Annotated in this window: 11 protein-coding genes; all 11 read right to left on the bottom strand. The window is 64.3% G+C overall.

The window, feature by feature from the left end; genetic code table 11:
* Positions 1 to 255 precede the first annotated feature (255 nt).
* Positions 256 to 1,083 carry a hypothetical protein gene (locus tag FJ941_RS06570; RefSeq protein ID WP_246673713.1) on the bottom strand — a complete coding sequence of 276 codons (828 nt, stop codon included), beginning with the start codon at positions 1,081 to 1,083 and terminating at the stop codon, positions 256 to 258.
* Between the two features lie 402 nt (positions 1,084 to 1,485).
* Positions 1,486 to 4,170: a nitrate reductase gene (locus tag FJ941_RS06565; protein ID WP_140504080.1), complete on the bottom strand. Its 2,685-nt coding sequence runs from the start codon at positions 4,168 to 4,170 to the stop codon at positions 1,486 to 1,488.
* A 3-nt stretch (positions 4,171 to 4,173) separates the two neighbouring features.
* Complete coding sequence (gene nirD, locus FJ941_RS06560; RefSeq protein ID WP_140504078.1) at positions 4,174 to 4,503, bottom strand: nitrite reductase small subunit NirD; 330 nt, start codon at positions 4,501 to 4,503, stop codon at positions 4,174 to 4,176.
* 5 nt (positions 4,504 to 4,508) lie between these two features.
* Entirely contained in the window at positions 4,509 to 6,959 is a 2,451-nt protein-coding gene (gene nirB, locus FJ941_RS06555; protein WP_140504077.1) for a nitrite reductase large subunit NirB, read from the bottom strand.
* A gap of 20 nt (positions 6,960 to 6,979) precedes the next feature.
* On the bottom strand, positions 6,980 to 8,281 hold the full coding sequence (locus FJ941_RS06550) for a nitrate/nitrite transporter (RefSeq protein ID WP_140504075.1): 1,302 nt from the start codon (positions 8,279 to 8,281) through the stop codon (positions 6,980 to 6,982).
* Positions 8,282 to 8,345: 64 nt separating this feature from the next.
* Positions 8,346 to 8,672 carry a hypothetical protein gene (locus FJ941_RS28940; RefSeq protein WP_181166645.1) on the bottom strand — a complete coding sequence of 109 codons (327 nt, stop codon included), beginning with the start codon at positions 8,670 to 8,672 and terminating at the stop codon, positions 8,346 to 8,348.
* Positions 8,673 to 8,882: 210 nt separating this feature from the next.
* On the bottom strand, positions 8,883 to 10,109 hold the full coding sequence (locus FJ941_RS06540) for a CmpA/NrtA family ABC transporter substrate-binding protein (RefSeq protein WP_181169735.1): 1,227 nt from the start codon (positions 10,107 to 10,109) through the stop codon (positions 8,883 to 8,885).
* A 2-nt stretch (positions 10,110 to 10,111) separates the two neighbouring features.
* Positions 10,112 to 10,714 (bottom strand): ANTAR domain-containing response regulator, encoded by a 603-nt coding sequence (locus FJ941_RS06535; RefSeq protein WP_140504072.1) that lies wholly within the window; start codon positions 10,712 to 10,714, stop codon positions 10,112 to 10,114.
* 128 nt (positions 10,715 to 10,842) lie between these two features.
* Complete coding sequence (locus tag FJ941_RS06530) at positions 10,843 to 11,163, bottom strand: hypothetical protein (protein WP_140504070.1); 321 nt, start codon at positions 11,161 to 11,163, stop codon at positions 10,843 to 10,845.
* 122 nt (positions 11,164 to 11,285) lie between these two features.
* Positions 11,286 to 12,086, bottom strand: coding sequence for an endonuclease/exonuclease/phosphatase family protein (locus FJ941_RS06525; RefSeq protein ID WP_140504068.1), 801 nt, complete (start codon positions 12,084 to 12,086; stop codon positions 11,286 to 11,288).
* 142 nt (positions 12,087 to 12,228) lie between these two features.
* Positions 12,229 to 13,692, bottom strand: a complete 1,464-nt coding sequence (locus tag FJ941_RS06520; RefSeq protein WP_140504067.1) for a phosphatidylserine/phosphatidylglycerophosphate/cardiolipin synthase family protein — start codon at positions 13,690 to 13,692, stop codon at positions 12,229 to 12,231.
* Positions 13,693 to 13,717 lie beyond the last annotated feature (25 nt).

Genomic DNA, 13,717 nt, shown 5'->3' with positions numbered 1-13,717 from the left:
GTCGATCAAGCTCGGCGAGCATCAATCGACACAGGTGGAGGGTGTACACGCGGCAGTAACGCCGGACAGGCTCTGACGCCTGTCCAGCGTCGGCTTTTCGTGACTGGGCGCTGGCCGAGCCAGCCGACGCTGCCGAGGTCCTTGGCGTCGCGCAGCCACGCAAACGCGGAACCGGTCAATCCACCTGTTCTGGTACAATTCCGGACGGAAAACGCTTCACAGTTTTCCTGGAATGACTCTCATGCGCGGCGCTGCTCAGCCGTCGCCCTGCGATGCCGGAAAACAGGCCTTGAAGGCGGTGTCGACGACGGCCAGCTTGGCGGCCTGGACGGTCATGTATTCCTCGTAGAATCCGTGCGACACCCACATCACCGAATGGCCACGCTGACCAAGCCAGCCAATGCTGCCGAGTTCCTCCGCCGTGCGCAGTTTGCGGCCGAGATGGGTCCGCGACAGCTTGAGCCATTTGGCAAAGTCACCTATCGAAACCACGCCCGTCGGAATCCGCTCCAGGCCGGCGTGGTCGGGGTCGATGCCCGACATCAGCCAGTCCATGACGATGCCGCCATTGTTGAGCCAGATGAACAGGGAGAAGGTCTGGTTGGGTTCGCGCACCGGCTTGGACGCAAGCAGGCCGTCAGCCACCAGCGGCTGCAGCGTGGCAAGCATTTCGGGCCGCTCCAGGAATCTGGCCAGCCGGTCGCCGCCGTCGATGTGGTCGAGCGTGCGCAGATGGGCTGTTACCCAGCCGGTGAATCGCTCGATGGTGGCCGCTGTCGGCTGCAGGGGATGCGTGCGGCCGTCGCCGCCCGCCACATACTCGGCGATGTTGTAGTGCAGCATCTCCTTGATGAAGGCGTCCGCCGTGTTGCGGCTGGCCACCGCGTTCTTGTGCACGACCTCGATGAAACGCGATACGGTCAGCTCCTTGCGGCGGTCATTCGGGCCTCGCCTGAAGTGCATGGCAAGGCCGACATGACCCAAAAGCCAGCGCTGCTGTGTGGCAAAGATGGAAGCCAGGCGCGGGCTTTCCTCATAGATGCGGATCAGGGACTGCGACTGTTCCTGAACGTAGCGGTGCAAGGCCGGATGGCCGGCTATGTCTTCCAGATTCAGCGCTGATCTCCCGATGCTTTGAATCAACTCGGATGGCGAGGGTTGCGTTCCCCATTTTTCAGTCTTCAACACGCGTGTCCAGACGTACCAATTGCGGAGGACAGCGCCAGCCGAGCCACAGATCCACGGCGGCGATTTCATGGCGCATTTCGCCAACTGCTTGCTATGGCTTGGAAAACACCTCCCAACAATGGTCAGCCGAACGGTGGGATCCAGCCACGCGAGCGGCGTCACGCGACGGTCGCCTGCAGGGGCCGGTTGCTGGTCCATGGCGGCGTCTTTCACCCCATCACCCGCGAAGTCGATTTCTGCTGGAAAGGTTCGATCCCAACTTCCGGCCGGAGTTCAGCCCGGCCTGCCGGGTCGCCTTCACTCGGCGGCCTGAACCTGGTTGGCCGCGATAATTGCGCGAATCTCGGACCGGCAGGAGCCGCAATTGGTGCCTGCCTTCAGCGCGGCGCCGATGGCGTCCACGGTGGTGCAGCCAGCGGCCGCGGCAGCCGTGATCTGGTTGACCCCGACGTTGAAACAGGAACAGACGGTCGCGCCGGCATCGGGCCGTCCGGCACCGGCGCGACCGGCAACGATCCTGAAGCGCTGACGCTGGCTGGCGTGGACCTCGCCGAGCTGCTCGGCCGCCCAGCCGCGCGACACCGCGACCGGACCTGGCGCGATGAACAAGGCACCCGTCAGATGCTCGCCATCGAAGGCGGCGATGCGGTGTTGGCCGGCCTCGCGGTCGTGATAGGCGAGAACTTCGGCATCCGCGGTATCGAAGAGCGAACCGGCGAAGGCCGTCCAGTCGACATCGTCATTGGCAAAGGCAAGCTCGACCCGCCAGCCGCCCCGGCATCTGGCTACCGCCCAGTAGTCGGCGGCCATCGTCGTGGGTCTTTTGCGTGTCACGGCAAAGCCGAAGGTCCTGGCGGTGAATTTCTCGATGCTGGCCGCGACATGCTTCAACGCCGGCTGGCCTGACACCGGATCGGCAAGCGATGCGGTGAGCGTGTCGAGCCGGGCCCTGGCGGCGAATAGGTCCGTCCAGTGCATCGGCGCGAACAGGCTGCCCCGGCGCTGGCGCGTGGTCACCAGCGCGCGGACCAGCACCTCGCCGCGCGGGGTCGAGACGCGTGCGATGTCGGCATCGCCAATGCCGTGGCGGTGCGCATCCACTGGGTGGATTTCGACAAAGGGCTCGGCGATGTGCTGGGACAGGCGCGGGCTTTTGCCCGTACGCGTCATGGTGTGCCAGTGGTCGCGGATGCGGCCGGTGTTGAGGATGAGCGGGAAGTCGGAGGTGATGCGGGTTTCGACGGTCGGGCGGATGGCGATGAAGCGTGCCTTGCGGTCGGGCGTGTAGAAGTTGCCGTTGGCGAAGAAGCGGATGGATTGGTGCCCGGTCGGGGTGAGGGGAGTGCCTGGGCTCGGCCCTGGCCATTGGAAAGGCGCTAGCGCGTCGTAGTCTTCTCTATCGACACCAGCATAAGCGCCAATGTCGAAATCGCGCTCGCCGTCATTCTCGAATGCCGACAACGCGGCGTGCTCGGCAAAGATTTCCGCCGGCGTCTCATGCGCAAACGCCCCGTCAAAGCCCATGCGCCGCGCCACCTCGGCAATGATCCACCAGTCGGGCCGCGCCTCGCCGGGGATCGGCAAGAACGCGCGCTGGCGCGAGATGCGGCGCTCGGAATTGGTGACGGTGCCATCCTTCTCGCCCCAAGCCGTCGCCGGCAGCCGGACATGGGCATGGCGGACGGTGTCGGTCTCGGCCAGCACGTCCGACACTACGACGAAGGGACAGGCCTTGATCGCCGCTTCGACGGCGCCTGCATCCGGCATCGAATCGACCGGGTTGGTGGCCATGATCCACAGCGCCTTGATGCGTCCGTCGGCAACCGCCTTGAACATATCGACCGCCTTGAGGCCCGGTTTCCCTGCAATCGCCGGCGCATTCCAGAAGCGCTGCACGCGTTCGCGATGCTCGGGGTTTTCGATCTCCATATGGGCGGCGAGCATGTTGGCCATGCCGCCGACCTCGCGGCCGCCCATGGCGTTGGGCTGGCCAGTGACAGAGAACGGCCCGGCGCCCGGTTTTCCGATACGGCCAGTGGCGAGATGGCAGTTGATGATCGCATTGACCTTGTCGGTGCCCTGGGACGACTGGTTGACGCCCTGGCTGTAGACGGTGACTGTCTTCTCCGTCCTGGCGAACAGGCTGTAGAAACGGCCGAGCTCGTCTTCGCTGAGCCCCGTGGCGGCAGCGACGCCGGCAAGGTTGAGCGCCGAGGCGGCGAACAGTGCTTGTCCAAAGCCGGACGTATGCGCCGTGATATAGGCACGATCGAGCGCATTGTGCTGGCCGAGCCAGGCGAGCAGGCCGGTGAACAGGGCGACGTCGCCATCCGGCGCGATCGCCAGATGCATGTCGGCGATGTCAGATGTCACGGTGCGGCGCGGGTCGACCAGCACCACCTTCATCTCGGGCCGTTTTTCGCGGGCGGCCGCGATGCGCTGATAAAGCACCGGATGGCACCAGGCGAGGTTGGAGCCGACCAGCACGATGAGATCGGAGAGTTCCATATCCTCGTAGGTTCCCGGCACGGTGTCCGAACCAAACGCGCGGCGGTGGCCGGCGACCGAGGACGCCATGCAGAGACGCGAATTTGTGTCGATGTTGGCCGAGCCGACAAAACCCTTCATCAGCTTGTTGGCGAGGTAGTAATCCTCGGTCAGCAACTGGCCGGAGACGTAGAAGGCGACCGCGTCGGGACCATGTTCGGCAATGGTTTGGCAGAAGGTCGAAGCGACGAGGTCGAGCGCCTCGTCCCAAGACGAGCCGTGGTCGTGGATTTGCGGATGGAGCAGCCGGCCGTCGAGGCCGATGGTCTCGGCGAGCGCGGAGCCCTTCGAGCAGAGCCGGCCGAAATTCGCCGGATGATCGGGGTCGCCACGGACGGACACCTGTCCGTCCGTGGCGATCTTTGCCAGTACGCCGCAGCCCACCCCGCAATAGGGGCAGGTGGTCCTCACCTCGCGTGCTTCGTCAATCTCCATGGTTCAGGCCGCGCGGCTGGCCAGCGCTTCCAGCGCGATGAACAGGCGCTCGCCTTCCCGCTTCACCGGGATAGTGCGCACGGCGCCCTCGTCGGCGCCAAGCGCCTTGCCCGTCTCCAGCGAGATCACCCAATTGTGCAGAGGACACGTCACGGCCGCGCCATGGACGATGCCCTGGCTCAGCGGTCCGCCTTTGTGCGGGCAATGGTCCTCGATGGCGAAGACCTCGTCGTCCGCCGTGCGAAAGACGGCGATCTTGCCTTGCGGTGTGGCGACACAGCGCGCGCCGCGCCGGGGAATATCGGAGATGGTGCCGATCGCGATCCAGTTCATGATTGTCACTCCGCCGCCTGCGCAAACCCGACCGAGGCCATGGGCCGGAACTCGTGCTTGTCCTTGCCGGAGACGCGCTCGGACCACGGATCGACCTGGGCGAATTTCTGCGAAAAGACAAAGCGCTCGTAGTAGGCCTGGCGCTTCTCGCCGTCGTCCATGATCTGGCGCTTGACCTCGGCTATGCCGACGCGCTTGGCCCATTTGTAGATGCGTTCGAGATAGCGGCCCTGCTCGCGATACATCTGCGTCAGCGCCACGATGTGCTGCAGCGCTTCGTCTTCGGTCCTGACCAGGCCGAGCACTTCCGTGCCCTTGATATCGAGACCGGCGGCACCGGCGAAGTGGATCTCGTAACCACTGTCGACGCAGATCACGCCGACATCCTTGCAGGTCGCCTCGGCACAGTTGCGCGGACAACCCGATACCGCCATCTTGACCTTGGCGGGGGTCCACGAACCCCACATGAATTTCTCGATGCGGATGCCGAGCCCGGTCGAATCCTGCGTGCCGAAGCGGCACCAGTCGGAGCCGACGCAGGTCTTCACTGTGCGCAGGCCCTTGGCATAGGCATGGCCCGAGACGAAGCCGGCCTGGCCGAGATCGGCCCACACCGCCGGCAGGTCCTCCTTGCGGATGCCCAGCATGTCGATGCGCTGGCCGCCGGTGACCTTGACCATCGGGATCTCGAATTTGTCGACGACGTCGGCGATGGCGCGCAGTTCGGCCGCATTGGTCACGCCGCCCCACATGCGCGGCACCACCGAATAGGTGCCATCCTTCTGGATGTTGGCGTGGACGCGCTCGTTGATGAAGCGCGACTGGTAGTCGTCGGCATACTCGTCTGGCCAGTCGCAGACGAGATAGTAGTTGAGTGCCGGCCGGCATTTGGCGCAGCCGCAGGAGGTCTTCCACTCCAGTTCCTGCATGACCGCCGGAATGGTCTTCAGGTGCTTGGCCTTGATCAGCCGGCGTACTTCGTCATGGCCGAACGTGGTGCAGGAACACATAGGCTGCACCGCGGCCGGGTTGTAGGTGTCACCAAGGGTCAGCACCATCAGCTTTTCGACCAGCCCTGTGCAGGAGCCGCAGGAGGCCGACGCCTTGGTGTGGGCGCGGACGTCGTCGAGCGAAGTCAGGCCCTTGCCCGTGATCGCGCCCGTGATCTTGCCCTTGCAGACGCCGTTGCAGCCGCAGATTTCCGCATCATCCGGCAAGGCTGCAACGGCCGCCATAGGGTCCAGCGGGGCACCCCCCTGGTAGGACTGGCCGAAGATCAACGTATCACGCATTTGCGATATGTCGGTCTGCTTCTTCTTCAGGTCGTTGAACCAGGCGCCGTCAGCCGTCTCGCCATAGAGCACGGTGCCGATGATGCGATCATCCCTGAGCACCAGGCGTTTGTAGACGCCGGCGGAAGCGTCGCGCAGCACGATCTCCTGGCGGTCGTCGCCATCGGCGAAGTCGCCGAGCGAAAAGAGGTCGATGCCGGTGACCTTGAGCTTGGTCGGCGTGTCCATGTGGACGAAGGCGGCGGTCTCGTCGCCGGCAAGCTGATGAGCGGCAACACGCGCCATCTCGTAGAGCGGCGCCACCAGCCCGTAGACCGTGCCGCCCACCTCGGCGCACTCGCCGAGCGCGAAGATGTCGGGGTCGTTGCTGCGCATCCCGGCATCGACGACGATGCCGCGGTTGACGGCGATGCCTGCATCCTTGGCCAGCGCCGCATTCGGCCTGATGCCGACCGCCATCACCACCAGGGTCGCCGGGATGATTGTGCCGTCGGCGAGTTCCACCTGCTGGACCTTGCCATTGCCTGTGATCGCCTGGGTGTTGGCCTTGGTGATGACCTTGATGCCGCGTTGTTCGACGGCGCGCTGCAGGAGATAGCCGGCGGCCGGATCTAGCTGACGCTCCATCAGCGTCGGCATGACATGCAGCACGGTGACATCCATGCCTTGCGAATTCAGCCCGGCCGCGGCCTCGAGCCCGAGCAGGCCGCCGCCGATGACCACGGCCTTGGCGCGCGACTGGGCGGCAAGCATCATAGCGCGGACGTCATCCAGGTCGCGATAGGTCAGCACGCCCGGAAGGTTGTGGCCCGGCACCGGGATGATGAACGGCACCGAGCCGGTGGCGATGACAAGCTTGTCGTAGGGCTCGGTCACGCCGTGATCGGAGGTGACGGTCTTCGCTTGGCGGTCGATGGCTACGATCTTGTGACCCTTGTAGAGGGTGATGCCGTGCTTGATGTACCAGCCGTCGCCATGGATGATGATTTCCTCATAGGCCTTTTCGCCTGACAGCACGGGCGACAGCATGATGCGGTCATAGTTCACGCGCGGCTCGGCGTTGAAGATGGTGACGGCGTAGCGGCCCGGCGCCTGTTCCAGCAGATGCTCCAGCATGCGCCCGGGGGCCATGCCGTTGCCGATGATAACGAGTTTTTCGGTCATGTGCTTACTCCGCTCCCGTGTCACTCTGCGGCGTAGGAAAGGTCTGGAGCTTCGGCGGCTGTCGCGCGCTCCATGCGCCGGATGGAAAAGTGCATCCAGGCAAAGCAGGTGACGACGATCAGGAAGAGCAGCATGAAGCAGCTCGACCAGACGCCGGTGAGGTCGTTGAGCGCGCCAAAGGCGATCGGCAGGATAAAGCCACCGAGACCGCCGATCATGCCCACCACACCACCAACCGCGCCGACACTCTGTGGATAATAGGCGGGAATGTGTTTGTAGACGGCGGCCTTGCCAAGGCTCATGAAGAAGCCGAGCACGCAGGCAACGGCAATGAAGGCGAGCGGGCCGATCTCGAAATGGAAGGCGATCGGCCCGCTGATGCCGCGTACGACGTAGTCTGCCGAGGGGAGAGACAGAATGAAGGTCGTGACGGCACTGACCGCGAAAGTCCAATAGAGCACGGTGCGGGCGCCGATCCGGTCGGAGAGCACGCCGCCATAAGCGCGGAAGACACTTGCGGGAATTGAATAGGCCGCGCCGATCATGCCGGCGGTCGCGAGACCGAAGCCGTAGACGCCGATCAGATAGCGCGGAAGCCACAGCGACAACGCCACGAACGCACCGAAGGCGAAGAAATAGTAGAAGGCGAATCGCCAGACCTGCAGGTTCTTGAGCGGCGCGAATTCCTGCCAGAAGCTCCTCACGGGTGTCGCCTTGCCGGCACGGCGCTCGCGAATGACCGGATCGTCGCCGGTGGTGAACCAGAAGACGACAGCCATGACGACGAGTGCCGCCGCCCAGATCAGCGCAACCGACTGCCACCCCCAGGAAAGAAGCACGAACGGCGCCAGGAACTTGGTGACCGCGGCCCCGACATTGCCGGCACCGAAGATGCCGAGGGCCGTACCCTGCTTGCCGGCGGGGAAGAAGCGCGAGACGTAAGACACGCCGACGGCGAAGGAGCCGCCGGCTAGCCCGACGCCGAGCGCGGCGACCAGCATCTGCGCGTAGGTGTGCGCAAAAGCCAGCAGGAAGGTCGCGATTGCCGCCGCAAGCATGGTCGCGGTGTAGACCAGCCGCCCGCCAAAGCGGTCGGTCCAGACGCCGAGCACCATGCGCACGAGGGAACCGGTGAGGATCGGCGTGCCGACGAGCAGGCCGAATTCCGTCTCATTCAGCCCGAGATCCTGCTTAATGCGCACGCCGATGATCGAAAAGATCGTCCACACCGCGAAGCAGACGGTGAAGGCGATGGTGGACATTACGAGCGCCTGCCGGGGAGCAGTGTCCTGGCTGGGCGCGGCTGGGAGATTTGCGGTCATGTCAGGCTCCGGTTTGCGGCATCGCCGCGCTCGTTCTTGGGTGGTGAATGCGGTGCGGCATAGGTCAGCGCGAAGAGGCCGCGCCTTGCGCGATCACTTGCGGAGCCTTGCCCTCTGGTTTGGTGCCGGTGGGAAACAGCAGGAGCGCCACGGTGAACAGCACCGCGGTCATCGCGCTGCTCACCAGAAAATCGCGGCGGGTGAAATCCTTCAGGGATGTTGTTCCGATCCGTTTCGTCATCGTCGTCTCCGGTTGGGCGCCTTGGGAACGGCGCTCCGTTGATTGCGTGTTCGGGTCCAAAACAAAAAAGCCGCCGTCCAAGCCCTCGCGTCCGTACATCCGGGATCGCGTGTAGACCTGAGCGGCAGCTTTGCCTGTGGCGCCCGCCATTGGACGCCTGTTCGATTGCCCGAGAAGGGCTCGTTTATTTCAATGCAGGAACCGTGCCAGTTTCCGAACTGTCTGGAATGTCTAGCGAAATCAGTTACATCGCCGACTCATGGTTCGGTCGCGCCAGCAACGGATAAGGTCAAACATTGACCAATCCGGTCGATGGATCGCATAAATTTTGTGCAATGCACAAGAATGGCGCGCGAATGATCAGCGGCGCGACTGGCTCGCAATATAGGCGTCGATCTCGTCGAGATCGAAGATCTGGCCGTCGAAGAAGCCGTCCGGGCCAAGCACCAGGCTCGCGCCCGCCGAGCCCACCGGCGTCGCCACCTTCAGCGCGCCCTCGACCTTGGCATTGGCGCCGGGCAGCGCGACGCCGAGCGGCTTCAGCGCCGAGCGGTACAGATCTGGCCGGTAGCAATCGCGGGCGATGGCAAGGTTTTCCGGCGTATGCGCGACATGCCCCCAGCGGACCATCTGCGTGTAGAACCACAGCGCATGGCTTTTCCAGGGGAAGTTGGCCGCCTTGTCGAACGGCACGAAGAAGTCGTCGATGTCCAGCTCCGCCCCGCCGCCCAGCCGGAGACGGCCAGTCAGGATCGGCATCTGGACGGCCGGCGGCAGGCCAAGGAAGCCACGTTGCGCCATCACCGCGGCCAATTCGTCGCGGTTCGCGGGATCCTGGCACCAGCGCGCCGAGTGATGCAGTGCGCGCAAGAGCGCCGCCAGCGCCTCGGGGCTCTGTTCGGCCCAAGCCTTGCGCGCGCCGATCACCTTCTCGGGGCTGTTGCGCCAGAGCAGCGCCTTGACGGTGACGATATGGCCGGTGCCGGCTGCCACGGCGGCGCTGTTCCAGGGTTCGCCGACGCAATGGCCGTCGATGCGGCCGGCTGCCAACGCGTCGGCCATGAAGGGCGGCGGCACGATGACGATCTCGATTTCGCGCGAGGGATCGATGCCGCAGGCGGCAAGCCAATAACGCAGTTCGTAATTGTGCCCGGAATGCGGATGCACGACGGCAAAGCGCAGTGGGTCGCGGCCGGCGGCCGCCCGCTCGCGGATGAACGCGCGAAGGGCCGCGCCGGCGCGCGCCGGATCGAGATCGGGCACGGCGCCGTGCGCCTCCATGCCCGCCCAGACGGCGTTGGAGATGGTGACGCAGTTGCCGCCGAGCCCCAGCGAAAAGGGCACGATGGTCTCGGAGGCGAGGGGGGTGAGGCCAAGATTGCAGGCGAGCGGCATCGGTCCCAGCATGTGCGCGAGGTCGAAATGGCCGATGGCGATGCGGTCGCGGATGTTGGCCCAGGAGGTCTCGCGGTGCAGCGTGAGATCGATGCCTTCGCGCGCGGCAAAGCCCAGTTCGCCGGCAGCGACCAGGACGGCGCTATCGAAAAGCGGCATGAAGCCGGCGGTGATCTGGTGCTCGGCGCCCATGTCTATTCGTCCTCCGCCGGTCCGAGAAGCCCGGCGGCAGTCACCAGGCTCTGGGCGATATCGCTGATCTTGCGGTTCTGGTTCATCGCCGTCTTGCGCAGCAGCGCGTAGGCGGCCTCTTCGGTCAGGCCGCGCGACTTCATCAGGATGCCCTTGGCGCGGTCGATCACCTTGCGGCTCTCGAGCTCGCTGCGCGCCTCTTCCAGCTCGCGCGCCATGCGCGAGAAAGCGTTGAAGCGGCTCACCGCCATGTCGAGGATCGGCTTGACGCGCTCCTGCCTCAACCCGTCGACGACATAGGCCGAAACGCCGGCATCGACCGCCGCCTCGATCGAGGCCTGGTCGGAGCGGTCGACGAACATGGCGATCGGCCGCTTCACCGCGCGCGACAGCTGGAACATGTTTTCCAGCATGTCGCGGTTGGGGTTTTCCAGATCGATGACGATGACGTCGGGCTCGATCTCGGCGATGCGGCGCGCAATGCCGCTGACGTCATGGATGACGGTGACCCGCTCATGGCCCGCCTCGCGCAAGCCGGCCTCGATTATCGAAGCGCGGATGCGGTTTTCATCGATCACCAGGACGGCGAGTGAAGTTCGGATCATGCCGGCATTGTGGGCATGCTGGGGAATTTGTGCAATGCGGCAATAGCCGCGTCCGTGGAAAGGCGACGGACGTCAACGGCTACCTTGGCGGCAATCCGCCAAGGATAGGATCAGGAGACGGAGCGGCTTCAGCCGCAGACGCGAACGTCCTCGAATACCCTGTGGTGGTGGCGCCAATGCACGATCGTTTCCGTGTGGCAGCGGTGGTGCCGGCGGTGCCAGCGGTAGCCGCCATTGTCGTAGTCTTCGTACTGAGCGTTCCGGTCGCCATCGTATTCGTTATCATAACGGCGCACATGATGACGGCGAACGACAATCCCGGAATCGTCATCCGAGGAATATCGGTTGTCGTCATCGGACTGAATCGTCAAACTTGCGGCTTGCGTTGGCGCAATGACTGAAGCCGTCGCGGCAAACGCCAATAGGGAAGCCAAAATCACCTTCTTCACGTTTCGTCCTCCTGGGGTTGACTGGCATCAACTCGCAACAGGAGGAGCTTGTTCCAGGGTACATACCACACGCTTTCCAACGCGGTGGACATCAAGACGTGACCGACGCGCGGCAAAAATCATTACAAATGGACGAAGGCGGTCAGCGGCAGATGATCGGAGGCCACGCGCGACAGCGGCGTGTCATGCGCTTCGACGGCCGCGATGATGCCGTGCCGGTTGGCCATGATCCGATCGAGCGCCAGCAGCGGCAGGTTGGACGGGAAGGTGGGGACTGCCGGTGGCTGCGGGCCGAAGGTCGCGTGCAGCGTGTTCAGCGCGGAGCGATTTCCGAGCCGCCATTCGTTCAGATCGCCGAGCAGGAGCGTCGGCTTCTCATCGGGGCTGTTCATGAGATCGAGCACGACCTGGGCCTGCTGCGAGCGGGAGCGGCGCAGCAATCCGAGATGGGCCGCGATGATGCGCAATGATTGATTTCCGTCGAAATCGATCTCCGCCACCACGGCGCCGCGCGGTTCGAGACCCGGAAGCCTGATCTGATGCACGTCGCGAACGACGCCCCTTTTGAACAGCAGGACATTGCCGTGCCAGCCGTGGCCTTTGCCCGTTGCGGAAATGGGCACCGGCACGAGGCCGGTTTCCAGTTCGAGACGGTGCAGGTCGAGAAGCCCGACACGGTCGCCGAAACGATTGTCGGCCTCCTGCAGGGCGATGACGTCGGGGGCGATCTCGCGGATGACGCGGCTGGTGCGGTCGGGATCGAATTTGCGGTCGACGCCGATGCATTTGTGGACGTTGTAGGAGGCGACCAGCGTCCCGGTGACGCCGTCCTTCTTCGGCGACAAGGCGTTGGCCTTGCGCATCCGCCTGTCGCGAATGGACAGGAGCATGCTGGCCGGCAGGCTGCGCCCGCTCATTCGCATAACCCGCCCATCATCCCTAGGGTTCTCACCATGCACCTGGAAATAAAGTCTTTCGGCCGATGTTCCATCGTTGGTGACATGCTACCGGGCAAACACGTCGTTTTGTTAAAGATAGGATTTTTGTCGCAGATAATGGTTTTTTCTAGAGATAGGGCGAACCCAGCCAGAGGATGCGGTCGAACAGGCGGATGATGAAGGGACGCGCCCGCAAGGAGGCCAGCGTGACTGGAACAGCCGTTTCGATCGCCGTTTCGATCCGCCTCTCGATCTCGGTGGCGAAGCCTGCGTCGAGGACCTCCAGGTCGATCTCGAAGTTGAGCCGCAGCGAGCGGGCGTCGAGATTGGAGGACCCGACATAGGCCCACACGCCGTCGATCGAAAGCAGCTTGGAATGGTCGAAGGGTCCTTCCGTGCGCCATATGCGGCAATAATTCTTCAGGATCTGGTCGAATTGCGCGGTCATGGCGCGGTCGACAAGGAAGAGATTGTTCACCGCCGGCACCACGACATCGATCTCGACACCGCGCCTGGCCGCGGTGACCAGGGCACTGATCAGTTCCCGGTCTGGCAGGAAATAGGGCGACATCAGGCGTATCGACTTGCGCGCCACAGAGAAGGCGCCGATCAGCAGTTTGTGGTTGGTCTCGTTGCTGGCATCCGGCCCGGATGCGACCGCACGCACCAGCATCGGCTGGCCGGCGGGCGGTGAAACCGGTGTGATCCGCCAGGCATCGCCCTTCAGCGCCTCCTTGGTGGCGAAGCGCCAGTCTTCCGCGGCGACCGAGAAGAGGTCGGCGACGACGGGTCCGGTGACCTGGAAATGCGTGTCCCTGGCGCTGTTCGATCCGGCGAACTCCGACGAAAAACCCTTGCGGATGTTCATGCCGCCGGTAAAGGCAACCGTGCCGTCGATCACCAGGATCTTGCGGTGGGTCCGCAGGTTGGCATAGGGCAGGCGCAGGCCCATGACGATGTTGCCGTTGAAGACATCCGCCGTAATGTTGGCGCGGCGCAGATGTGCCAGGATGCTGGGGACGGAGTAGCGGGCGCCGACGGCATCGATCAGCACACGCACGGTGACGCCGCGCCGGACAGCGCCGGCCAGCGCTTCGACGAAAAGCAGGCCGACGCCGTCATTGTCGAAAATATAGGTCTCCAGCAGGACGCTGCGCTCCGCCCCGTCGATCGCCGCGCACATTGCGGGGTAGGCCTCGTCGCCGCTCTCCAGCACGTCGATTGCATTTCCCGGGTTGAGCGCGCGCCGCGCCACCCTGTCGCCCAGCGTCCTGAGGCCGGTGAAGCGCTGTCCATAGCGCTCGACGATCAACGCCTCTTCGGCGGCGACGTCGCGCTCGTGCTTGGCCGACACAAGGCCTTCGGCAAGCGGGCGCTGCGCGCTGATCGTGGCGCGGCGGATGCGGTTGATGCCGGCCACGGCATAGATCAGCACGCCGAGGATCGGCGACAGCACCATGACGCCGACCCAGCCGGTGGCGGCGCGGACGTCCTCCTTGGTCATGACGGCATGGGCAATGCCGATGGTCGCCATCACCACCGAGATGATCGCCAGTATTTGTGTCCAGTGAATCACCAGGGTCTCGAACATTGCCGGGACTATCCAGCGAGCGCCC

Source organism: Mesorhizobium sp. B2-3-13, from assembly GCF_006442195.1.
GTDB classification, from domain to species: domain Bacteria; phylum Pseudomonadota; class Alphaproteobacteria; order Rhizobiales; family Rhizobiaceae; genus Mesorhizobium; species Mesorhizobium salmacidum.
This window is presented reverse-complemented; position numbering and strand designations above follow the sequence as displayed.